The sequence below is a fragment of the Mycobacterium sp. KBS0706 genome (assembly GCF_005938675.2).
GTDB lineage: Bacteria > Pseudomonadota > Alphaproteobacteria > DSM-16000 > Inquilinaceae > Inquilinus.
This window is the reverse complement of record NZ_VCCH02000038.1, coordinates 1-21958: the sequence shown is the minus strand read 5'-3', so window position 1 is coordinate 21958 and position 21958 is coordinate 1. Positions and strand designations below refer to the sequence as shown.

The window sequence follows — 21958 nt, the reverse complement described above, 5'->3', positions numbered from 1 at the left end:
AGACATGGGATCTCTCACAGTCCGAGACAGATCCCGGTCTGTAGCGCACCACTTCGTGCTGCGCCGCGCCCGGGATAACAGATTGAAGTTATCTCTGCCCGTAATGCTGAGCCTGCCGGCTGCAAAGGCGATGACCCTCCGTCACGCCTTTGGCTTGCCATACACCCCGCGCAGGAAAAAATCCCAGATCGCATAGACCAGGGCTGCGCCCCACAGGACCAGCCACAGCCGGTCGCCCAGCCACAGGAACTCGGCGGCCAGCGCGGCGATCAGGAAGACGACGATCAGCAGCCGGACCCAGAGGGGTTCGAGCCAGGGATGGGCTTGCGGCGTCGGCATCGTCTCCAGCGCGTCGGCAGGGCAGGGGCGGGGAGAGTGGCACGGAGCCCCCCCCGGCATCCAGCGGCGTTTTGCGCCGCGCCCGGCCGCGCTATGGTCGGGCCGGGCGACACGAAAGGACTTGCCGATGCCGAAGATCATCCTCGATTGCGACGTCGGCATCGACGATGCGCTGGCGATCCTCTGGCTGGCCGACCGGCCGGGGGTGGAGGTGGCGGCGCTGGGCAGCGTCCATGGCAACGCCCATGCCGAGACCGCCGCAGCCAACGCCCAGCATGTCTTCGACCTGGTCGGGCTCGGCCATGTCCCGGTCGCGGTCGGGGCGGCGGCGCCGCTGGCCCAGCCGGTCAGCATCAGCGGCCATGTCCATGGCGATGACGGCCTCGGCGGCCACGGGCCGACGGCGCCGCTGCGGCCCTTCGCGGCCGAGACCGCGGCCGAGCAGCTGGTCCACCTGGCGCGGGCGGAGCCGGGCACCTTGTCCCTCCTGGCCACCGGTCCGCTGACCAACCTGGCGCTGGCGCTGCATCTCGAGCCGGATCTGCCGAAGCTGGTCGACCGGGTGGTGGTGATGGGCGGCGCGGTGACCGTGCCCGGCAACATCACCGCCGCGGCCGAGGCCAACATCTTCCACGACCCGGAGGCGGCGGAGGCGGTGTTCGCCGCGTCCTGGCCGGTCACGCTGGTCGGGCTCGACGTCACCATGACCGCCTGGCTGGGCGAGGCCGAGCTGGCGCGGATCGAGGCCGATTCCCGGCCGCGCGGGCGCTTCGCCTGGTCGATCCTGCAGCATTATGTCGGCTTCTATCACGGCCGCTACGGCATCCGCGGCTGCGCCCTGCACGACCTGGCGGCGGCGATGCTGCTGCTCGACCCCGGCCTCGCCGACTACACCGACTGGCCGGTCCGGGTCGAGCTGAGCGGCGACCTGACCCGCGGCATGACCCTGGCTGACCGCCGCGGTGTTCCCGAGGAACAGGGGGCGGCGGCGCGGCCCGCGGTCCGGGTGGCGACCCGGATCGACCGCGACCGGGTGGTCGGCGGCTTCCTCGACGGGCTGCTGCGCTGACGGCCGGAAGTCGACCGGCCGCGCTCTACTTGCCGATTGTCGCGATACATTCGGTCGAGCTCCGGCCGCTGCCGCAAGAACGACCAACCTCTGCGCGAGGAATGGTCGGATGATTACTCCGGAAGCACGCGGCTCGCCGACCGCTTGACTGAAATACCGTATTTCAACGGTACTTCAACGGTGGCACAGCCGCGGCGAACCAAAAAAAGCCGTGCATTCATCCATAATGTTCCATTAAATGACCCTCCCCCGGCGGCGTGCTGCCGGGACGATCTTGCGGTTTCGCCCCGGCGAAGGCCGGGGTAAAAAGGGGAGGTTTCATGAAGGTTCGTACTCTGCTGGCAGCGGGGGCTGCGGTCGTCGCCATGGCGGGCTTCACCGCCTCGGCCCAGGCCGGCGCCACGTTCGATGCGGTCAAGCAACGCGGCTTCATCCAATGCGGCGTCAACACCAGCCTGGCCGGCTTCGCCCTGGCGGACAGCCAGGGCAAGTGGACCGGCATCGACGTCGACACCTGCCGCGCCCTGGCCGCGGCGGTGTTCGGCGATTCCGAGAAGGTCAAGTTCACCCCGCTCAACGCCCAGGTGCGCTTCACCGCGCTGCAGTCGGGCGAAATCGACGTGCTGGCCCGCAACACCACCTATTCGCTGTCGCGCGACACCTCGCTGGGCCTGACCTTCACGGCCACCAACTTCTATGACGGCCAGGGCTTCATGGTGAACAAGTCCCTCGGCGTGTCGAGCGCCAAGGAGCTGAACGGCGCCACCATCTGCGTCCAGCCCGGCACCACCACCGAGCTGAACCTGACCGACTGGTTCCGCGCCAACAAGCTGGACTTCAAGCCGGTCGTGATCGAGAAGCTGGAGGATGTCGAGGCCGCCTTCTTCTCCGGCCGCTGCGACGCCTACACCACCGACGCCTCGGGCCTGGCCGGCACCCGTGCCGCCAAGGCGCCGAAGCCGGACGACTACATCATCCTGCCGGAGATCATCTCCAAGGAGCCGCTGGCGATCAGCGTGCGCCAGGGCGACGACCAGTGGGCCGACATCACCCGCTGGGTGTTCTTCGCCCAGGTCCAGGCCGAGGAGAGCGGCGTCACCAGCGCCAACATCGACAGCTTCGGCGATTCGCCGGACCCGACGATCCAGCGCCTGCTGGGCAAGACCCCGGGCATGGGCGAGGCGCTCGGCCTGCCGGAGACCTGGGCCTACAACGCCATCAAGCAGGTCGGCAATTACGGCGAGATGTTCGAGCGCAATGTCGGCGAGAAGACCCCGCTGGGCCTCAAGCGCGGCCTGAACGCGCTGTGGACCCAGGGCGGCCTGCAATACGCGCCCCCGATCCGGTAACGAGGACGATGCCGCCGACCCCGAAACGGGTCGGCGGCTTTGTTTCGGGGCCTGGGATCCTTCGGGCCAAGAAAAGCGACAGGGCGGTTTGAGCGAGGTGTGACGCAATGACCATGGACGTTGCCGCGGCAGGAACTGCCGTGCGCCGTGGATCCGCAATCAACGACCCCAGACTCCGGGCGATTTTCTACCAGATTGTGCTGCTGCTGGTGGTCGTCGGAATCGGCTGGTTCCTGGTCTCCAACCTGATTCACAACCGCGAGGTTCGCGGCATCCAGACGGGCTACGGCTTCCTCTCGCGCGAAGCCGGCTTCGCCATCTCCGAGACGCCGATCTCCTATTCGCCGAGCGATCCCTATGCCCGGGCCTTTCTGGTCGGGCTGGTGAACACGCTGCAGGTCTCGATCCTCGGCATCATCCTGGCGACCCTGCTGGGGCTGGTGGTCGGCGTCAGCAAGCTGTCCTCGAACTGGCTCGTGGCCAAGCTCGCCACCGCCTATGTCGACCTCGTCCGCAACATCCCGCTGACCGTGCAGCTGCTGCTCTGGGCCGGGCTGATCCGGGTCAGCGCCCCGCCGCCGCGCCAGGCGGCGAATCCGGTGCCCGGCGTCTTCATCAGCAATCGCGGCATCCAGGTCCCCTCGGTCGAGAGCAACCCGATCTTCCTGTGGATGGCGGTCGCGGCGCTGGTGGCGCTGGCCGTCGGCTGGGTCATCGCCCGCTGGGCCCGGCAGCGCCAGGCCGCGACCGGGCAGCAGTTCCACAGCTTCTGGGTCGGGCTCGGTCTGTTCATCGGCCTGCCGCTGGTGGTCTGGCTGGCCGGCGGCGCGCCGGCGGCCTTCGAGATCCCGGAGCTGAAAGGCTTCAACTTCCAGGGCGGCTGGACGCTGTCGCCGGAATTCGCGGCGATGGTGATCGGCCTGACGGTCTACACCGCCGGCTTCATCGCCGAGATCGTGCGCGGAGGCATCCTGGCGGTGTCGCACGGCCAGACCGAGGCGGCCCGCGCGCTCGGCCTGCATTCCGGCATCACGCTGCGCCGCATCGTGCTGCCGCAGGCACTGCGCACCATCATCCCACCGCTGACCAGCCAATATCTCAACGTCACCAAGAACAGCTCGCTGGCGGTGGTGATCGGCTATCCGGACCTGGTGTCGATCGGCAACACCATCGGCAACCAGACCGGCCAGGTGGTCGAGGCGATCTCGATCTTCATGGCGGTGTACCTGTTCATCAGCCTGTCGATCTCGATCGCCATGAACATCTACAACCGCAAGATGGCGCTGAGGGAGCGGTGAGCATGGCCAGCACTCGAGCCCTGACCGAACCCTTCGTCGCCACCCAAGAGATCCCGGCGGCGCCGCCGCCCGGATCGACCACCGGACCGATCGCCTGGTTGCGGCAGAACCTGTTCAACAGCTGGTTCAACGCCGTTCTGACGCTGCTGATCGCCTATCTGGCGATCCGGCTGGTCCCGCCCTTCGTCCAATGGGCCCTGATCGACCCGGTCTGGGGTCCGTCGACGCCGGACCAGCCGCCTGCCGATGTCGTGGCGGCGTGCCGGGTCGCGACCGGCGCCTGCTGGGCCTTCGTCGAGGAGAAGTACCGGCTGATCTTCTTCGGCCTGTACCCCTATGGCGAGGAATGGCGGCCGATCATCGCCATGCTGATGCTGGTCGGCCTCGCCGTCGCCAGCACCATGCGCCGCTTCTGGGGCAAGCGCCTGATCGTCGCCTGGGTGGTGGTGGTGGTCGCCGCCATCAGCCTGATGTACGGCGCCGTGCCGCTCGGCTTCTTCGAGGTCCCGATTCCCGGGTTGTCGCTGGTCGAGACCCGGAACTGGGGCGGCCTGCCGCTGACGCTGGGCCTGTCGATGATCGGCATGGCGCTGGCCTTCCCGCTCTCCGTCCTCCTGGCGCTGGGCCGCCGGTCGCACATGCCGGCGATCCGGACCCTGTGCGTGAGCTATATCGAGCTGGTGCGCGGCGTGCCGCTGATCACCGTGCTGTTCATGGCGTCAGTGATGTTCCCGCTGTTCCTGCCCGAGGGCTGGAACTTCAACTACCTGCTGCGCGCCCAGGTGGCGATCATCCTGTTCACCGCCGCCTATCTCGCCGAGGTGATCCGCGGCGGCCTGCAGGCGATTCCCAAGGGCCAGTTCGAAGCCGCCGACAGCCTCGGCCTCGGCTACTGGCAGAAGCAGCGGATGATCATCCTGCCGCAGGCGCTGCGGGTCTCGATCCCGGCCCTGGTCAACACCTTCATCGGCTCCTTCATGGACACCACGCTGGTGATCATGGTCGGGCTGTTCGACCTGCTCGGCGCCGCCCGCCTGGGCCTGTCGGATCCGATCTGGGGGCCGTTCTACAAGGAAGCCTATCTGTTCGTGGCGCTGCTGTTCTTCGTCTTCTGCTTCGCGATGTCGCGATACTCGCAGCGCCTGGAAACCTATCTGAACCGGGGCACGCGCCGCCGCTGACGGAGAGATCGAAATGGCAGTCAATCAACAAGCGACCGCGGCCCAGCCGGAAATCCTGATCCAGATGTCCGGGGTCAACAAATGGTACGGCGAGTTCCATGTCCTCCGGGACATCAACTTCGCCGTCGAGAAGGGCGAGAAGGTGGTGATCTGCGGACCCTCGGGCTCCGGCAAGTCGACCCTGATCCGCTGCCTGAACCGGCTGGAGGAGCACCAGAAGGGCTCGATCGTCGTCGACGGCATCGAGCTGACCAACGACGTCAAGAACATCGACGCCATCCGCCGCGAGGTCGGCATGGTGTTCCAGCAGTTCAACCTGTTCCCGCATCTGACGGTGCTGGAGAATCTGACCCTGGCCCCGATCTGGGTCCGCAAAATTCCGAAGAAGGAGGCCGAGGAGACGGCGATGTACTTCCTCGGCCGGGTCAAGATCCCCGACCAGGCGCACAAATACCCGGGGCAGCTGTCCGGCGGCCAGCAGCAGCGCGTGGCCATCGCCCGCTCGCTGTGCATGAAGCCGAAGATCCTGCTGTTCGACGAGCCGACCTCGGCGCTCGACCCCGAGATGATCAAGGAAGTGCTCGACGTGATGATCGAGCTGGCGCGCGAAGGCATCACCATGATCTGCGTCACCCACGAGATGGGCTTCGCCCGCACCGTGGCGAACCGGGTGATCTTCATGGATCGTGGCCAGATCGTGGAGCAGAACGAGCCCGAGGAGTTCTTCAAGAACCCGAAGTCGGAGCGGACCAAGCTGTTCCTGAGCCAGATCCTGGCGCATTGACGGGCAGGGCGCCGCCGGTCGGGCGGCGCCCCGCTCCATCCCGAGGCCGGTGAGGCGCTGCCCACCGGCCTTTTTTCATGTCCGCCAAGCTTTTTCCTTTCCCGATTGCCGCCGATCCGCCGCCGCAACCGGATGGCGGCCCATCGGACGACGGCATCGTCGACCGGCTCTCCTGACGGCTCCAACGGCCCTGTGTGGCCGTTCGGCCACAGCTCGTTGCGATTTCATCTTACATACATTCTAGGATGTATAATCCCGTTGCCGCGTCTGCGAGGGCAGGACTATGGTCGCCCAAGTCTTGAGGCACCCCGCCGGCCGGCCGCCAAGGTCGATCGGACTGTGGTTTCGAAGACACAGATCGGCGCCGTTGCGGGGAACCGCTTTCGACACGGCCGCCATCGCCCGACCGGCAGCGTCGGGTTCTGCCTGCAGCCCCGGATGGGCAGCCAAGACGGGGCAGGCAAGCAGGCGGGCCGAGAGGCGTCTTGAGCGAACCGCCCTGCATCGGCGTGGGGCATAGGAGGGAAGAATGAAGAAGGTACTGCTGGGTGGCACGGCGCTGGTCGCCGCCGCCCTGATCGGCGCGATGCCGGCGTCGGCGGCCGACGCCGCCAATGTGACGTCCGGTCTGTCGCTGAAGATCAGCGGCTTCGTCGGGTCCCAGGCGACCTTGTCTCTCGGCGACAGCCAGAACGACGAATTCGCCCGCGACTACGACTTCCAGACCAACGCCCGGATGATCTTTGACGTCAAGAACGTCACCGATTCCGGCCTGGAATACGGCGGCCGCATCCGCTTCAACTCGGTCAACCGCCGCGACAACGTCCAGGTCGACCGTACTTACGTGTATGTGAAGGGCGCCTTCGGCCAGGTCACTTTCGGTAACGCGCCGACGACGGCCGACGATTTCGGCTACGTCTATGCGCATGACCAGCTGAACGGCGATATGGGCCTGGGCGCCGGCTTCGGCGACCTGCTCGACGGCAACTTCTTCCTCGGTGGCGGCAACTTCTTCTCGATCGACGCGACCTATCTCGCCGGTCTGAGCAATGCCGACACCCGGATCAAGTACACCTCGCCGACCTTCGACGGCTTCAGCTTCGGCGTCGACTTCACCCCGGTGGTCGGTGGTGCGGAGCATGCCGGCAACGGCGGCCGCAACGACCTCTTCAACGACGACGAGACCTACTACGAGAACGTCGTCACCGCGGGCGTCAACTACGAGCAGACCTTCGACTCCGTGTCGGTCCGCCTCGCCGCGTCGGCCGCCTACGGCAACGGCACCAAGACCACGGCCACCGGCGCCAACCCGAACGGCAACGATCTCGAGGTCTACACCCTCGGCGGCCAGGTCGGCTCCGGCGGCATCACCGCCAGCGTGAACTGGACGCACAACGAGAGCGTCGCGGTCGCGGAGAAGCCGGTCGATACCATCATCGGCGACCTCAGCTACCAGTTCGGTCCGTTCCTGGCGTCGGCGTCCTACGCTTACACCTGGGCCGACAAGGGCAACGGCCTGAACTCGTCCTACGGCAACGGCGAGGATCTCAAGGACAACCACATGGCCGGTGTCAACCTGACCTACACCCTGGCCCCGGGCCTCAACACCTATGCTGAGGTGCTCTACGAAATCCAGAACTTCCGCCAGGGTTCTGAATGGGAGTCCGCCAGCCTCGGCACCGGTATCGTCCTCGGGTTCTAGGACCCGGACGAGCCCGGACCGCAAGGTCGGCTCGAGAAGACCGGGCGTGACGGACCACTCCTAACGGTCTCTGTCTCGTCCCCTCGAAGGCTGAAACGTCACGTCCGGTCGACGGAGGATGCGCGGCTCTCAAGGCCGCGCATCCTCTTTTTTATTGGCTTGAATCGAGCCGCTTATGATTTTTTAACATACATCCAAGAATGTATATTGATGTTGCCCAAAGCTTACGGCGAGATTACCGTCCGGGTGTCTTCGGATAAATCGAGTCCCGGTTCTTTGAACTCGTGTGATGGGCGGAACTCGCCGCGGGAGGACTCGGTCTCGATACTCCTTGTGCAGGATCTCACGGCCCCTGAGCGGGCCTGACGCCGGCAACGAACGCGATCCGGGCGCAGGCTGCCGTGACGATGGGGCAGGAGGAGGGGAAGTGAAGCAGGTTCTTCTCGGTGGGGTGGCGCTGGCCGCCATGGGGCTGGCCGTCGCGCCGCCGGCATCGGCGGCCGACTCGAACGTGGTCTCGGGTCTTCAGCTGAAGATCAGCGGTTTCATCGGCTTCCAGTCGACTCTGGTGCTCAGCGACAGCCAGCACAGCAGCCTCGACCGCGACTACGACTTCCAGTCCAACGCGCGGGCGATCTTCGACGTCAAGAACGTCACCGATTCCGGCCTGGAATACGGTGGCCGCATCCGCTTCGATTCGGTCAACCGCCGCGACGACGTCAACGTCACGCGCATCTACACCTATCTGAAGGGCGCCTTCGGCACCCTGACCTTCGGCGACGCGCCGACGGTCGCCGACGACATCGGCTATGTCTATGTCCATGACGACCTGGTCGGGAACATGGGCGCTGGCGCCATGGATTTCGGCGAGCTGCTGGACGGCGACTTCCCGCTGGGCGGCGGCAACTTCTATTCGATCAACGCCACCTATCTCGCCGGGTTGACCAACCAGGACACCCGGATCAAATACACCTCGCCGACCTTCAACGGCTTCAGCTTCGCCGTCGACTTCACGCCGGTGGTCGGCGGCGCGGACCATGCCGGCAACGGCGGGCGCAACGACCTGTTCAACGACGACGAGACCTATTACGAGAATGTCGTCACCGGCGGCGTGAACTACCAGGACACGTTCGGCGACTGGTCGGTCCGGGGGGCGGCCACGGCGGCCTACGGCCACGGCACCCAGACCTCGGCCTCCGGCGCCAACCCGCACGGCAATGATCTCGAGGTCTACACGCTGGGCGGCCAGGTCGGGTACCAGGACTTCCATGCCAGCGTGAACTGGACCCACAATGAGAGCATTGCCGTGTCCGACAAGCCGGTCGACACCGTCATCGGCGACATCAGCTATCAGACCGGCCCGTTCCTGGCGTCGCTGTCCTATGCCTATACCTGGTCCGACAAGGGCAACGGCCTGGACTCGTCCTTCGGCAGCGGCGAGGACCTGAAGGACAATCACATCGTCGGCGCCAACGTTACCTACACGCTCGCTCCAGGCCTCAACACCTATGCCGAGGTGATCTACGAGAAGCAGAACTTCCGCACCGGCCAGGATTTCGAGAACGCCAACCTGATCACCGGTGTCATTCTCGGGTTCTGAGCGGATAGCAAGAGGGACTGATCTTCCATCTACAACTGTCATGCCCGGGCTTGACCCGGGCATCCGGAGATTGTCGACACCCTCTGGATCGCCGGGTCAGGCCCGGCAATGACAGCAAAGGGAGGTCTCGTCAGGTCGCGAGCGGAATATGCGGCGCTGCGCTGCGCGGCAGCAGGCCGGTCAGGCGCGGGTCGGGCTTGCGCACCACTCGCTGCGCATAGGGTGCGAATCCGGCGCGCTGGTAATGCGCCAGGGCCTTCGGATGGTCGAGGGTGCAGGTGTCGACCGTCATCCGCCGGATCGGCCGCGCCCAGGCGAGGTCGATCAGCGACCACAGCATGAACGGCCCCAGCCGGCGGCCGATGAATTCGGGGATCAGCCCGAAATAGGCTAGGTCGGTGACCTCGCCATCGGCCTGGAACAGCTCGCCGAATCCGGCGGGCACGCCGTCGACATACAGCACATAGACGCCGGTGCGTTCGTCGTTCAGCCGGCCAGCAAGCTTGTCGTCGCCCCATTCCCGCCGGTCGGTCCACAGCCAGTTCGCGCCGACCGTGTCGTAGAGGTAGCGGTAGAAGGACACGGTCGCCGGCTCGGCCCGCATCAGCAGGTGCCGGGCCAAGGGCGGGGGCGGCGGCTGGCGCACCGGCCTGGCCGTCATCTCCAACTGGGTGACGGTGATCGTCAGCTCCGGCACCGCCGCGGCGTTCACGGCCGGCTCCGTGCCGGGCCGGTCTCGACCGGCGTATCGCCCGGCATGCCCCATTCGGCCCAGGAGCCGTCATAAACCGCCGCATCCTCCCGGCCGATCCGGTGCAGGCCCAGCGCCAGCACGCAGGCGGTGATGCCGCTGCCACAGCTGGCCGTCACCGGCCCGCTCTCCGGCAGCCCGGCGGCGGCGAAGCGCGCAGCGATCGCCTCGGGCGGCAGCAGGGTCTTGGTCGCCGGGTCCAGCAACTCGCCGAAGGGCAGGTTCAGCGCGCCCGGAATATGGCCGCCGCGCAAGCCCGGCCGCGGCTCCGGCGCCGTGCCTTCGAAGCGCTCGCGCGCCCGGGCGTCGATCACCATGCCCACCGTGCCGGCCAGCACCTCGGCCTTGCTGCGCACCAGCGCCGGCCGCGGATGGGGGGTGAAGCGCGCCGGGGCGAGGGTGGGCGCGCCGCTCTCCAGCGGCTGGCCCTCGGCCCTCCAGGCCGGCAGCCCGCCATCCAGCACCGCCACGCCGTCATGGCCGAAGGCGCGCAGCATCCACCAGGCGCGGGCCGCGCTCATCAGCCCATGCACGTCGTAGCAGACGACGAAGCTGTCATTGCCGATGCCCAGCGCCGCCATCCGCTCGGCGAACAGCGCGGGCGGCGGCAGCATGTGCGGCAGCCCGCCGGGCGCCTTGCTCTCCGGCGCCGCGATGTCGTCGACATCGAACAACACCGCGCCAGGGATATGGGCCTCGGCGAACTCCGCCGCGGCGTCGCGGTTGGTGCCCGGCAGGTGGTAGGTGGCGTCGACAATGCGGACATCCGGATCGTCGAGATGGTCGGCCAGCCAGGCGGTGGAGACGATGGTGTTCATGCTTCGCCTGCGAAGGTGAGGACGACCCGGCGGTTCTGCTTGCCCTTGTTCTCGATCTTGGCGATCGCGAGCGGGCCGATCTCCGAGGTGTTGCGGACATGGGTGCCGCCACAGGGCTGCAGGTCGACCGGGCTGGCGGCATCGCCGATCCGCACCAGCCGGACCCGGCCGAAGCCGCTCGGCGGCTTCACCGACATGGTGCGCACCAGCTCCGGCCGCGCCGCCATCTCCTCGTCGGTGATCCACTCGGTCGTGATCGGCAGGGCGGCCGCGACCAGCTCGTTCAGCCGGGCGGTGATCGCCGCGGCGTCCAGCGCATCGCCCGGCAGGTTGAAGTCGAGCCGGCTGCGCTCGGCGCCGATCTGGCCGCCGGTGACGTCGCCGGGCACGGCGACGCACAGCAGGTGCAGCGCGGTGTGCATCCGCATGTGGCGATAGCGCCGCTCCCAGTCCAGCGCCAGCTCGACCGGCGTGCCGGGGGCGGGCAGGGCGGCACCATCGGCCGCGACATGCCGGACCTCGTCCGGGGTCGCGCCCTTGCGGGCCTCGGCCACCGCCGCCTCGCCTCCGGCCCAGCGGATGGTGCCGCTGTCGCCCGGCTGGCCGCCGGCGGTGGCGTAGAACACAGTCCGGTCCAGGACGATGCCCTCCGGCGTCGCGGCGACCACGGTGGCGGCCGCCTCGCTTGCATAGGCGTCGTCGCGGAACAGCAATTCGGTCATGCGCTGGTCTCCAGCCAGTCGGGTTCCGGCAACCCCTTCTCGCGCAGGAAGTCCGGATTGTAGAGCTTGGACTGATAGCGGCTGCCGTGGTCGGCCAGGATGGTGACGATGGTATGGCCCGGCCCCATCCGCCGCGCCATCTTCACCGCGCCGGCCAGGTTGATGCCGGTCGACCCGCCGAGCAACAGCCCTTCCTCCCGGGCCAGGCCGAACAGGATCTGCAGCGCCTCCGCGTCGGTCGCCTGCTGCGCCCAGTCCAGCGGCATGCCCTCCAGGTTCTTGGTGACCCGGCCCTGGCCGATGCCCTCGGTGATCGAGCTGCCCTCGGCCTTCAGCTCGCCATGTTCGTACCAGTTGTACAGTGCCGCCCCCAGCGGGTCGGTCAGCGCGATCCGGATCTTCGGGTCGCGCTCCTTCAGTGCCAGGGCGACGCCGGCCAGCGTGCCACCGGTGCCGACGGCGCAGGTGAAGCCGTCGACGGTGCCGCCGGTCTGATCCCAGATCTCCGGCCCGGTGGTGCGGTAATGGCCATCGCGGTTGGCGACATTGTCGAATTGGTTGGCCCAGATCGCGCCGTTCGGCTCGGTCTCAGCCAGCTCGGCCGCCAGGCGCCCGGAATAATGAACGTAGTTGTTCGGGTCCTTGTAGGGCACCGCGTCGACCTCGACCAGCCGGGCGCCGGCCAGGCGGATCGCGTCCTTCTTCTCCTGGCTCTGGGTCCGCGGCAGCACGATGACGCTGCGATAGCCCAGCGCTCGGCCGACCAGCGCCAGGCCGATGCCGGTGTTGCCGGCCGTGCCCTCGACGATGGTGCCGCCCGGCTTCAGCGTGCCGCGCGCCTCGGCGTCGCGGATGATCGCCAGCGCCGCGCGGTCCTTGACCGAGCCGCCGGGGTTCAGGAACTCCGCCTTGCCCAGGATCTCGCAGCCCGTCTCCTCAGACAGGCGGGCGAGGCGGATCAGCGGCGTGTTGCCGATGGCGCCGACGAAGCCGTCGACGATCCGGCGGGAAGGCGTGTCGCTCATGCTCGGTCCCAATTCTCGGTCTTCGGGGTCCTCACAGACCTTAGAGGGCGCTATCGGTGGCTTCAAGCGGGGCCCAGCGGCGGCGGAGCGACGCCCGGTTCAGCGCGAACCATTGCAGCGCGATCAGGGTGATGGCGTTCTGGATCCGCCCGTCTGCCAGCAGCGCCAGGGCGTCATCCGCCGCCATCGGCAGGATGCGGATGTCCTCCTGCTCGGTCGCCAGCCCGTGCAGGCTGCCCTCGGACGGCGCTGCGACCCGGCCGCAAAACAGGCTGACCCATTCGTTGAAGCCGCCGGGGCTGGTGGCGAATTCGCCGACCGGCAGCAACTCGGCCACGTCCAGGCCGGTCTCCTCCTGCGTCTCGCGGGCGGCGGAATGCTCTTTCGACTCGCCGGCATCGATCAGCCCTGCCGGGATCTCGACCATCCAGCCCGGCCGGTCGGCGATCCAGGCGCCCAGCCGGAACTGCTCCAGCAGCACCACCCGGTCGGTGACCGGGTCGTACGGCAGCAGGGCGACGGCCGGACGGCGCAGCACCAGCTCGCGCACCAGCGGCCCGGTCCAGCCGCCGTCGAAGCGGCGGTGGCGCAGCTGCAGCCGATCCAGCCGGAAGAAGCCGGCATACTCCGTCCGCCGCTCGATCAGCTCGACATCGGCATCATTGTCGAAGGCCACTCTCATTCACTCCATGCGGGCTCGGGCCGGACGATAGCGGCGCCGCCGCCCGGACGCCACGGCGCCGCGTGCCGCACTCCGGCATTTGGGTTTGACGCCGCGGCGGCCCGGCCGTGATACTTCCAATCGGACCCGCTGGGCTGCGATGTCGCGGACGAACGCTTCCCCGTCGCCAGGGGAAACAAGGCGATGGCTCGCGGGCCGTCTAATGAGCCTGGTTGCGGGCCGAGGCTTCAGAAACTCAAGAAGGCCCGTCGCCCGGCAGGGTGGTTCCAAAGCGTCTCGACAGGGAGAGCCTGATGGACATCAAAGATCTGGGTAAGGTTCACGTCGCGATTCCGAAGCTGGCGGAGGATTTGCGCGACGGCAGGCTCGACCGGCGCGAGTTCCTGCGCACCTCGGTGCTGCTCGGCCTGGCGATCCCGACCGCTTATTCCGTGGCCTCGATGGTCACCGGCGAGCCCATCATGCCGCAGGCGGTGGCGCAGGAGACGCCGCGCAGGGGCGGCACGCTGCGGCTCGGCATGTTCGTCATGGATGCCAGCGACCCGGCGATCTACGACTGGTCGGAGAAGGGCGATTCCGGGCGGCAACTGGTCGAGCCGCTGGTGCGGGTCGGCACCGACAACCTGTCCCATCCCCATCTCGCCGAGAAATGGACGGCGAATGACGACGTCACCGTCTGGACTCTGTCCCTTCGCAAGGGCGTGAAGTGGAGCAACGGCGACGATTTCAACGCCGACGACGTGATCGCCACCTTCACCCGCTGGCTCGACAGCAAGACCGGCTCCTCCAACCAGGGCCGGTTCAGCGGCCTGACGGTGAAGGAGGGCGACACCATCAAGATGGCGCCGAACGCGCTGGAGCGGGTGGACGACCACACGGTGCGCTTCCATTTCCAGAACGCGATGCTCGCCTTCCCGGAGAGCCTGGGCGACTATCCGGCGCTGATCACCCATCGCGACTTCGCCACCAAGCACGAAGCCAACCTGATCAAGAATCCGATCGGCACCGGTCCCTTCAACCTGAAGGAATACACGGTCGGCCAGCGCGCGGTGTACACCAAGAAGGCCGATTACTGGGGCGGCGAGCCCTATATCGATGAGCTGCAATTCATCGACCTCGGCGCCGACCCGGCGGCGGAGCTGGCGGCCCTGTCCTCCGGCCAGGTCGACGTGCTGTATAAGCTCGATCCCAACCTGCTGCCCGGCTACCAGGCGAACCCGCAGCTCAAGGTCTATGAGAAGGAGACAGCGATCGTCGGCATCGCCCGCATGCGGGTGACCGAGAAGCCGTTCGACGACAAGCGGGTGCGCCAGGCGATCCAGGCCTGCATGGACCACGACAAGCTGCTGCAGCTGGCCTATCAGGGGCTGGGCACGGCGGGCGAGGACTTCCATGTCGCGCCGATCCATCCCGAATACACCAAGCTCGGGGCCGTGCCGCAGGACTACGAAAAGGCCAAGAAGCTGCTGGCCGATGCCGGCCATCCGAACGGCCTCGACCTCGAGATCAACTGCGTCGACGACCCGAAATGGGAAGGCCAGATCGGCGTGGTCGTGTCCGAGATGGTGAAGCCGGCCGGCATCAACCTGAAGGTCAACATCCTGCCGGGCGGCACCTATTGGGACCGCTGGACCTCCTGGCCGTTCAGCGTGACGCAGTGGACCACCCGTCCTCTCGCGGTCCAGGCCCTCGGCCTGGGCTATCGCACCGGCGGGTCCTGGAACGAGACCGGCTACGCCAACCCCGAATTCGACAAGCTGCTCGACCAGGCGCAGGCGACGGTCGACGTGGCGAAGCGCAAGGAGCTGGTGAAGCAGCTCGAGCAGATCATGCAGGAGGACGCGATCACCATCATTCCGTTCTGGGCGAAGATCTACACCGCCAGCACGGACAAGGTGCAGGGCTTCGCCTACCACTTCGCCCGCGAATTGTATTTCGAGAAGGTGTGGCTGTCGGCGTGACGGCTCTTTCGCCCAACACAATCGAGTCCCCCCTCCCCTTGCGGGAGGGGGGGCAGGGGGAGGGGGTTCGTGCCGCCAGAGCCGGCGCCGAGCCCGGAAGGCTTTGAGGAGGCCGTCAGACCATGCTGATCTTCCTCGCCAAACGCGCCTTCTTCATGGTCCTGACCATGCTGGCGGTGTCGCTGCTGGTCTTCCTGCTGCTGGAGGTGAACGGGTCGTCCGTCGCGGTGAAGGTCCTCGGCCCCTACAGCTCGGTGGAGCAGCGGAACCTGTGGCTCGAGGCGCATGGCTATTTCGCGCCCTGGTATGAGCGCTATTTCGCCTGGCTCGGCCGCATGGCGAGCGGCGACTTCGGCACCTCGCTGCGCTTCAAGACCTCGGTCGCCGACGTGCTCTGGCCCCGGCTCGGGAACACCGCGATCCTCGCTGCTTGCGTCTTCCTGATCATGGTGCCGGTCTCGGTCGTGCTCGGCGTCCTCGCCGGCATGCGCGAGGGCTCCGGCACCGACCGCTCGATCTCGGTGCTGTCGATCGTCACCACCTCGGTCCCGGAATTCGCCTCGGCGACCTTCCTGTCCTTCCTGTTCGTGCTGGTCCTGAAGTGGCTGCCGGGGACCAGCGGCATGAGCCAGGGCTTCGACGTCCTGCAGCTGGTCATGCCGGTCGCGGTCCTGGTGCTGTACGATTTCGGCTACGTCACCCGGATGATGCGCGCCTCGATGGCCGAGGTGATGCAGAGCCCCTATATCCGCACCGCGGTGCTGAAGGGCATCCCCTACAAGCGGGTGATCCTGCGCCACGCCCTGCGCAACGCCCTGATCGCGCCCTTCACCGTGATCGTGCTGCAGATCAACTGGCTCTTGTCCGGCGTGATCGTGGTCGAGGCCTTCTTCGGCTACAAGGGCTTCGGCGCCCTGCTGCTCGAAGCCTCGCTGAACCAGGACATCTACCTGATCCAGGCCTGCGCCATGGTCTCGGTCTTCGTCGCCGTCGCGACCCAGACCATCGCCGATGTCGGCTACACCTACCTCAACCCGCGCATCCGCTTCACCTGAGGGGTCGGAATGGCCGAGATCTCGCTGCCGCCACCATCCTCGCTGGGCCGCAACCCGATCCTCCGCGCGCTGCGCTCGGTGCTGCTGCTGCGCGAGAGCTGGGTCGGCGTGGTCGGCGTGCTGATCGTCCTGTTCTGGATCGTCGTGGCGCTGCTGGCGCCGGTGATCGCGCCGTTCCCGCCGAACCAGAACCTGCTGCCGTTCAAGCCGCCCGGCACGGTGGCGCCGGATGGCGGGGTGTTCTGGCTCGGCACCGACCAGCTCGGCCGCGACATCCTCAGCCGGGTGATCTGGGGCGCGCGCCGGGTGCTGATCTACGCCCCCCTGGCCACCGCCTGCGCCTATGCGCTCGGCGTCACCATGGGGCTTCTGGCCGGCTACAAGCGCGGCCTGTGGGACGACGTGCTCAGCCGGATCGGCGACATCATCCTGTCCTTCCCGATCCTGGTGCTCTACGTCGTCATCATCACCACCTTCGGCCCGTCCGGCATCAACATCGTGCTGGCGGTGACCTGCGCCAGCGCCCCCGGCATCATGCGCATCGTCCGCGGCCTGACGCTCGACCTGCGCAACCGCGACTATGTCGCCGCGGCACAGACCCGGGGCGAATCCTCGCTCTACATCATGTTCGTCGAGATCCTGCCGAACGCCCGCGGGCCGCTGATCGTCGATGCCTGCCTGCGCCTCGGCTACACCATCATCACCATCGGCGTGCTCGGCTTCCTCGGCCTCGGCCTGCCGCCGCCGGATCCGGACTGGGGCGGCATGGTCAACGAGACCCGCGCCATGGCCGCCTTCGCGCCCTGGATGACGGTCTTTCCCTGCATCGCCATCTCCTCGCTCGTCCTCGGCCTGAACCTGCTGGCCGACGGGTTGCGCGAAATCTCGCTGAAGGATTGAGGGCATGGCTGTCGAGCTGATCCCGCCGCGCGACACCACCACCCCGATCCTGGAGGTCGACAAGCTGTCGATCTCCTACCTCACCCGCGCCGCCGAGATCCCGGCCGTGGTCGACTTCTCGCTCACCGTCCGCCCCGGCGAATGCGTCGGCCTGGTCGGCGAAAGCGGCTGCGGCAAGTCGACCGTGGCGATGGCGATCATGCGCTATCTCGGCCGCAATGGGCGCATCGCCGGCGGCTCGATGAAGTTCCGCGGCCGCGACCTGATGGCGATGTCGGAGGAGGAGCTGCGGCGGATCCGCGGCGCCGAGATCGCCATGGTCTATCAGGAGCCGATGGCGGCGCTGAACCCGGCGCTCAGGATCGGCGACCAGCTGGCCGAGGTGCCGCTGTGCCACGAACCCGGCTGCACCCGCGAGCAGGCGCTGGCCCGGGCCCGCGACATGCTGGCCCGGGTCCGGCTCGGCGACCCCGACCGGGTGCTGCAGGCCTATCCGCACCAGATCTCGGGTGGCCAGCAGCAGCGCGTGGTGATTGCCATGGCGCTCCTGTCCAACCCGTCGCTCTTGCTGCTCGACGAGCCGACCACGGCGCTCGACGTCACGGTCGAGGCCGGCATCGTCGACCTGATCGCCGAACTCGGCCGAACGCTCGGCACCGCCATGCTCTACATCAGCCACAATCTCGGGCTGATCCGCGAGACCTGCGACCGGGTCTGCGTCATGTATGCCGGCCAGGCGGTGGAGGAGGGGACGATCGACCAGATCTTCGCCGCCCCGCGCCATCCCTACACCCAGGGCTTGTTCGGCTGCATCCCGACTCCCGGGCGGGACAAGACCGCCCGGCCGCTGGTGCCGATCCGCGGCCAGCTGCCGCTGCCGCAGAACCGGCCGAAGGGCTGCTGGTTCGGGCCGCGCTGCGACCATTTCCAGGCCGGCCGCTGCGATGCGGCGCCGGTGCCAATGCTGGCCGCCAGCGAGACCCGCGGGGTGCGCTGCCTGCGCTGGCAGGAGATCGAGGCGTTGCCGCCGGTCCCGGCGCCGCTCGAGGTCATGCCCGCCGCCGTCGCCGCCGTCGCCAACGACCTGCCGGTGCTGGAGGTCGCGGCGATGCGCAAGCATTACCCGATCTACGACAGCTCGATCGCCGCCCTGTTCGGCAGCGACCGTACCCGCTACGTCCGCGCCAATGAGGCGATCAGCTTCGAGGCCAAGGGCGGCCAGACCGTCGCCATCGTCGGCGAAAGCGGCTGCGGCAAGTCCACCTTCGCCCGGGTGCTGATGGGGCTGGAGACGGCGACCGACGGCTCGGTGTCCTTCCGCGGCACCGATATCGGCCGCAAGCCGGTGCAGCAGCGCGACGCCAAGCTGCTGTCCTCGCTGCAGATGGTGTTCCAGAACCCGAACGACACGCTGAACCCCAGCATGACCGTGGGCCAGCAGATCGGCCGGGTGATCCGCAAATTCGGCGTCAAGCAGGGCCGGCGCGACGTCGAGGAGGAGGTGCTGCGCCTGCTCGACCTGGTCAAGCTGCCGCGCGCCTTCATCGACCGCAAGCCGCGCCAGCTCTCCGGCGGGCAGAAGCAGCGCGTCGGCATCGCCCGCGCCTTCGCCGGCGCTCCCGCCATGGTGGTGGCGGACGAGCCGGTCTCGGCCCTCGACGTCTCGGTCCAGGCGGCGGTCACCGGCCTGCTGGTCGACATCCAGCGCCGCTCCGGCACCACGCTGCTGTTCATCAGCCACGATCTCGGCGTGGTCCGCTACTTGGCCGACCGGGTGGTGGTGATGTATCTCGGCCAGATCATGGAGCAGGGGACGACCGACGCCGTCTTCCAGCCGCCCTATCATCCCTACACCGAGGCGCTGCTGGCCGCCGTGCCGGTCGCCGACCCGACGATCGAGAAGAAGCGCATCATCCTGGAAGGGCCGCTGCCTAGCCCGCTCGACCCGCCGCAGGGATGCCCGTTCAACACCCGCTGCCCGCGCAAGCTCGGCGGCATCTGCGAAACCGAGGCGCCGCCTGAGCGCGCCGGCGCCGACGGCCACGTCATCCGCTGCCACATCCCGCTGCCGGATCTGGCGGCGGTGGAACCTGTGCTGGGGCGTGCGGGTTAGACGTGGCGGTGCAGATCGCCTTATGCGGGTATTGCGGCCGGGTTTCTCGCGACATACTATAGTATGAGGCGGGCCGGGTTCGACACTGCGGCAAATAGGGGGACCGCACCAGATCGATCGTTCGCGATCGTATTCGGTGTCGGGCGTGGCTCGCAGGAGGAACTGACAGTATGGCGACCCGCGGCTTGGACCGACAGCGCCGGCGCAAGACCATCACCGAAGATGGCCCGGATCCGGTGGATATCCATGTCGGTACCCGACTGCGCCAGCGCCGCACCCTCCTGGGGATGAGCCAGGAGAAATTGGCTGCGGCCTTCGGCGTGTCCTTTCAGCAGATCCAGAAATACGAGCGCGGCGCCAACCGCGTCAGCGCCAGCCGGCTGCACCAGTTGACGCGCATTCTCAACGTGCCGGTCGGCTATTTCTTCGAAGGCATGGCGGACGTCCCGCAGAACGGCTCCGCCCACCATCCGGCGCATGACAGCGAGATGGTGGCCAGCCGCGAGACGCTGGAGCTGGTGCGCGCCTATTACCGGATCGAGGACCCGACGGTGCGCCGCCGGCTGGTCGACCTGCTGCGCTCGCTCGGGCCGGACGCCGTCGAGCACTGAGGCGGCCCGACCGTTGAGGCGCTTTGTCCGGGCCGCGTTTCAGGCTGGCGTCGGGGCCGGGGCGGGGCTACATCAGCCCCAGTCCCGATAAGCCCGAGGCTTGCCCGTGTCGCTTCCCTTCGTCGACCTCAAGCAGCAATACGCCCGCCTGAAGCCCCTGATCGACGCCCGCATCCATGCGGTGCTCGACCACGGCCAGTACATCCTGGGGCCGGAGGTGGCGGAGCTGGAGGGCGAGCTGGCGCGGCGGGCCGGCGCCCGCCACTGCCTGACCGTGGCCAGCGGCACCGACGCGCTGATCATGCCGCTGATGGCCCGCGGCATCGGCCCGGGCGACGCCGTCTTCGTCCCGGCCTTCACCTTCACCGCGACGGCCGAGGCGATCCTGCTGCTCGGCGCCGCGCCGGTCTTCGTTGATGTCGATCCCGCGACCTATCTGGTCGACCTGGCCGATCTCGATCGCCGCATTGCCGCGACCAAGGCCGTGGGCAGGCTGGCGCCGAAGGCGGTGATCGCGGTCGACCTGTTCGGCCTGCCGGTCGACTATCCGCAGCTGCAGGCGATCGCCGACGCGCACGGCCTGTTCGTCATCGATGACGCGGCGCAGAGCTTCGGCGGCGCCTTCCACGGCCGCCCGGTCGGGTCGCTGGCGCCGGTCACCGCCACCAGCTTCTACCCGGCCAAGCCGCTGGGCTGCTACGGCGATGGCGGCGCCATCTTCACCGATGACGACGAGCTGGCCGCGGTCCTCAAGTCGATCCGCGTCCATGGCGAGGGCAAGAGCCGCTACGACACGGTGCGGGTCGGTCTCAACGCCCGTTTCGACACCATCCAGGCGGCCATCCTGCTGGCCAAGCTGCCGAGCTTCAATGAGGAGCTGAAGGCCCGCGACAAGCTGGCCCGGCACTATTCGGCCCGGCTGTCGAACCGGGTCCAGACCCCGGTGATGCCGGACGGGCTGACCTGCGCCTGGGCGCAGTACACCATCCGGGTGGCGGACCGCGACGCGGCGCGGGCCAGGCTGGGCGAGGCCGGGGTGCCGACCGCGATCTACTACCCGACGCCGATGCACCTCGCCGAGGCCTATCGCGCCCATGGCGAGGGCGAGGGCTCCCTGCCGGTGAGCGAGGCGCTGAGCCGCGAGGTGCTGAGCCTGCCGATGCACCCCTTCCTGTCCGACGCCGACGCCGACCGCGTCTGCGACGCGGTGATTGCCGCGGTCGGTTGAGGCCGCTCCCTTCGGTGCCTGCTCTCGCGGCGCGAACCCTTGTCGACGAAAGAACCGACGCCCGCCCTCTTTGTCCGAAGCTGGCCCTACCGCGTTGCCACCGCCACCGCGGCACCGGCCATCACCGCGCCGGTGCCGCGGTTGATCGCCTTCAGCGCCCGCGGCGACCGGAACATCCGCCGGGCGCGCAGCGCCAGCACGACATAGAGCGCCAGCACGGTGCCGTAGACCACGACCAGCGTGGCGGCGAGCTCGGCGAAGCCGACCCAGTTCAGCCGCGGCAGGTCGATGATGGTCGGCAGCAGCGCCAAGTAGAATAGCGTCGTCTTCGGGTTGCCGAGGCAGACCGAGATGCCGGTCAGGAACAGCCGCAGGCCTTCGCCGCGCACCGGCTGCGCCTCGGCCGGCGCCGCCGGCGGGGCGGTCCACAGCTTCCAGGCGAGATACACCAGATAGGCGGCGCCAGCGTATTTGATCACGACGAAGACCGGCTGCAGAGTCGCCGCAAGCATGGCGAGGCCCAGCGCGGTGGCGCCGAGCCACAGCAGGTCGCCGGCCACCAGCCCGGCGCAGAAGGACAGCGCCCCGCGGCTGCCGCGGCCGAGCACGCGGGCCACCAGCGCCGCGGTGGTCGGGCCCGGCACGGCGCAGGCGACACCGAGCGTGACGGCGTAGATCAGCAGCGTCGACAGCTCCATCGGTGGATCTCCCCGGGTGTGCCGCCGGATTATGCCCCGGCCTCGCCGAACCGGCCAGCGCCGCGGCTTCAG

Annotated in this window: 20 protein-coding genes; 13 read left to right on the top strand and 7 right to left on the bottom strand. The window is 68.0% G+C overall.

The window, feature by feature from the left end; translation table 11 throughout:
* Nucleotides 1-141: 141 nt before the first annotated feature.
* Nucleotides 142-339 (bottom strand): hypothetical protein, encoded by a 198-nt coding sequence (locus FFK22_RS20740; protein ID WP_138888599.1) that lies wholly within the window; start codon nucleotides 337-339, stop codon nucleotides 142-144.
* Between the two features lie 127 nt (nucleotides 340-466).
* On the opposite strand from FFK22_RS20740, the gene FFK22_RS20735 reads away from it, so the two are divergent.
* The 7 genes from FFK22_RS20735 to FFK22_RS20705 all read left to right on the top strand — a co-directional run bounded on the left by FFK22_RS20735 (nucleotide 467) and on the right by FFK22_RS20705 (nucleotide 9322).
* Nucleotides 467-1408: a nucleoside hydrolase gene (locus tag FFK22_RS20735; RefSeq protein ID WP_138888598.1), complete on the top strand. Its 942-nt coding sequence runs from the start codon at nucleotides 467-469 to the stop codon at nucleotides 1406-1408.
* A 320-nt stretch (nucleotides 1409-1728) separates the two neighbouring features.
* Nucleotides 1729-2757, top strand: coding sequence for an amino acid ABC transporter substrate-binding protein (locus tag FFK22_RS20730; RefSeq protein ID WP_138888597.1), 1029 nt, complete (start codon nucleotides 1729-1731; stop codon nucleotides 2755-2757).
* 140 nt (nucleotides 2758-2897) lie between these two features.
* On the top strand, nucleotides 2898-4055 hold the full coding sequence (locus FFK22_RS20725) for an amino acid ABC transporter permease (RefSeq protein WP_221938737.1): 1158 nt from the start codon (nucleotides 2898-2900) through the stop codon (nucleotides 4053-4055).
* 2 nt (nucleotides 4056-4057) lie between these two features.
* Entirely contained in the window at nucleotides 4058-5236 is a 1179-nt protein-coding gene (locus FFK22_RS20720; RefSeq protein WP_138888595.1) for an amino acid ABC transporter permease, read from the top strand.
* A 13-nt stretch (nucleotides 5237-5249) separates the two neighbouring features.
* Nucleotides 5250-6020, top strand: coding sequence for an amino acid ABC transporter ATP-binding protein (locus tag FFK22_RS20715; RefSeq protein WP_138888594.1), 771 nt, complete (start codon nucleotides 5250-5252; stop codon nucleotides 6018-6020).
* Nucleotides 6021-6549: 529 nt separating this feature from the next.
* Nucleotides 6550-7722, top strand: coding sequence for a porin (locus FFK22_RS20710; RefSeq protein ID WP_138888593.1), 1173 nt, complete (start codon nucleotides 6550-6552; stop codon nucleotides 7720-7722).
* 427 nt (nucleotides 7723-8149) lie between these two features.
* On the top strand, nucleotides 8150-9322 hold the full coding sequence (locus FFK22_RS20705; RefSeq protein WP_186002561.1) for a porin: 1173 nt from the start codon (nucleotides 8150-8152) through the stop codon (nucleotides 9320-9322).
* A 130-nt stretch (nucleotides 9323-9452) separates the two neighbouring features.
* Here the strand turns inward: FFK22_RS20705 and FFK22_RS20700 are convergent, their stop codons facing one another.
* Genes FFK22_RS20700 through FFK22_RS20680 form a run of 5 tightly spaced genes read right to left on the bottom strand, consistent with a single transcriptional unit; the run spans nucleotide 9453 to nucleotide 13314 of the window.
* Nucleotides 9453-10034 carry a GNAT family N-acetyltransferase gene (locus FFK22_RS20700; RefSeq protein ID WP_221938736.1) on the bottom strand — a complete coding sequence of 194 codons (582 nt, stop codon included), beginning with the start codon at nucleotides 10032-10034 and terminating at the stop codon, nucleotides 9453-9455.
* Entirely contained in the window at nucleotides 10031-10891 is an 861-nt protein-coding gene (gene sseA / locus FFK22_RS20695) for a 3-mercaptopyruvate sulfurtransferase (RefSeq protein ID WP_138888590.1), read from the bottom strand. The genes FFK22_RS20700 and sseA overlap by 4 nt, the downstream gene beginning before the upstream one ends.
* Nucleotides 10888-11613 carry an alanyl-tRNA editing protein gene (locus tag FFK22_RS20690; RefSeq protein ID WP_138888589.1) on the bottom strand — a complete coding sequence of 242 codons (726 nt, stop codon included), beginning with the start codon at nucleotides 11611-11613 and terminating at the stop codon, nucleotides 10888-10890. Before FFK22_RS20690 ends, sseA begins: the two co-directional genes overlap by 4 nt.
* Nucleotides 11610-12638, bottom strand: coding sequence for a cysteine synthase A (locus tag FFK22_RS20685; RefSeq protein WP_138888588.1), 1029 nt, complete (start codon nucleotides 12636-12638; stop codon nucleotides 11610-11612). The genes FFK22_RS20690 and FFK22_RS20685 overlap by 4 nt, the downstream gene beginning before the upstream one ends.
* A 40-nt stretch (nucleotides 12639-12678) precedes the next feature.
* Entirely contained in the window at nucleotides 12679-13314 is a 636-nt protein-coding gene (locus FFK22_RS20680; RefSeq protein ID WP_221938735.1) for an NUDIX domain-containing protein, read from the bottom strand.
* 299 nt (nucleotides 13315-13613) lie between these two features.
* Between FFK22_RS20680 and FFK22_RS20675 the strand changes: the two genes are divergently transcribed.
* From FFK22_RS20675 to FFK22_RS20650, 6 genes are all read left to right on the top strand, one after another.
* Nucleotides 13614-15281: an ABC transporter substrate-binding protein gene (locus FFK22_RS20675; protein ID WP_138888586.1), complete on the top strand. Its 1668-nt coding sequence runs from the start codon at nucleotides 13614-13616 to the stop codon at nucleotides 15279-15281.
* 122 nt (nucleotides 15282-15403) lie between these two features.
* On the top strand, nucleotides 15404-16336 hold the full coding sequence (locus FFK22_RS20670) for an ABC transporter permease (RefSeq protein WP_138888585.1): 933 nt from the start codon (nucleotides 15404-15406) through the stop codon (nucleotides 16334-16336).
* Nucleotides 16337-16345: 9 nt separating this feature from the next.
* Nucleotides 16346-17236 carry an ABC transporter permease gene (locus FFK22_RS20665; RefSeq protein ID WP_138888584.1) on the top strand — a complete coding sequence of 297 codons (891 nt, stop codon included), beginning with the start codon at nucleotides 16346-16348 and terminating at the stop codon, nucleotides 17234-17236.
* 4 nt (nucleotides 17237-17240) lie between these two features.
* Nucleotides 17241-19349 (top strand): ABC transporter ATP-binding protein, encoded by a 2109-nt coding sequence (locus tag FFK22_RS20660; RefSeq protein ID WP_138888583.1) that lies wholly within the window; start codon nucleotides 17241-17243, stop codon nucleotides 19347-19349.
* Between the two features lie 170 nt (nucleotides 19350-19519).
* Entirely contained in the window at nucleotides 19520-19960 is a 441-nt protein-coding gene (locus tag FFK22_RS20655) for a helix-turn-helix domain-containing protein (protein ID WP_138888582.1), read from the top strand.
* A gap of 106 nt (nucleotides 19961-20066) precedes the next feature.
* Entirely contained in the window at nucleotides 20067-21188 is a 1122-nt protein-coding gene (locus FFK22_RS20650) for a DegT/DnrJ/EryC1/StrS aminotransferase family protein (RefSeq protein ID WP_138888581.1), read from the top strand.
* A gap of 86 nt (nucleotides 21189-21274) precedes the next feature.
* On the opposite strand, the gene FFK22_RS20645 is transcribed toward FFK22_RS20650, so the two are convergent.
* Nucleotides 21275-21886, bottom strand: a complete 612-nt coding sequence (locus FFK22_RS20645) for a LysE family translocator (RefSeq protein WP_138888580.1) — start codon at nucleotides 21884-21886, stop codon at nucleotides 21275-21277.
* Nucleotides 21887-21958: the final 72 nt, after the last annotated feature.

Bases quoted from the DNA above. Each gene is read 5' to 3' on its own strand.
- FFK22_RS20740 (WP_138888599.1), bottom strand. From the start codon at position 339: ATGCCGACGCCGCAAGCCCATCCCTGGCTCGAACCCCTCTGGGTCCGG.
- FFK22_RS20735 (WP_138888598.1), top strand. From the start codon at position 467: ATGCCGAAGATCATCCTCGATTGCGACGTCGGCATCGACGATGCGCTG.
- FFK22_RS20730 (WP_138888597.1), top strand. From the start codon at position 1,729: ATGAAGGTTCGTACTCTGCTGGCAGCGGGGGCTGCGGTCGTCGCCATG.
- FFK22_RS20720 (WP_138888595.1), top strand. From the start codon at position 4,058: ATGGCCAGCACTCGAGCCCTGACCGAACCCTTCGTCGCCACCCAAGAG.
- FFK22_RS20715 (WP_138888594.1), top strand. From the start codon at position 5,250: ATGGCAGTCAATCAACAAGCGACCGCGGCCCAGCCGGAAATCCTGATC.
- FFK22_RS20710 (WP_138888593.1), top strand. From the start codon at position 6,550: ATGAAGAAGGTACTGCTGGGTGGCACGGCGCTGGTCGCCGCCGCCCTG.
- sseA (WP_138888590.1), bottom strand. From the start codon at position 10,891: ATGAACACCATCGTCTCCACCGCCTGGCTGGCCGACCATCTCGACGAT.
- FFK22_RS20690 (WP_138888589.1), bottom strand. From the start codon at position 11,613: ATGACCGAATTGCTGTTCCGCGACGACGCCTATGCAAGCGAGGCGGCC.
- FFK22_RS20685 (WP_138888588.1), bottom strand. From the start codon at position 12,638: ATGAGCGACACGCCTTCCCGCCGGATCGTCGACGGCTTCGTCGGCGCC.
- FFK22_RS20675 (WP_138888586.1), top strand. From the start codon at position 13,614: ATGGACATCAAAGATCTGGGTAAGGTTCACGTCGCGATTCCGAAGCTG.
- FFK22_RS20670 (WP_138888585.1), top strand. From the start codon at position 15,404: ATGCTGATCTTCCTCGCCAAACGCGCCTTCTTCATGGTCCTGACCATG.
- FFK22_RS20665 (WP_138888584.1), top strand. From the start codon at position 16,346: ATGGCCGAGATCTCGCTGCCGCCACCATCCTCGCTGGGCCGCAACCCG.
- FFK22_RS20660 (WP_138888583.1), top strand. From the start codon at position 17,241: ATGGCTGTCGAGCTGATCCCGCCGCGCGACACCACCACCCCGATCCTG.
- FFK22_RS20655 (WP_138888582.1), top strand. From the start codon at position 19,520: ATGGCGACCCGCGGCTTGGACCGACAGCGCCGGCGCAAGACCATCACC.
- FFK22_RS20645 (WP_138888580.1), bottom strand. From the start codon at position 21,886: ATGGAGCTGTCGACGCTGCTGATCTACGCCGTCACGCTCGGTGTCGCC.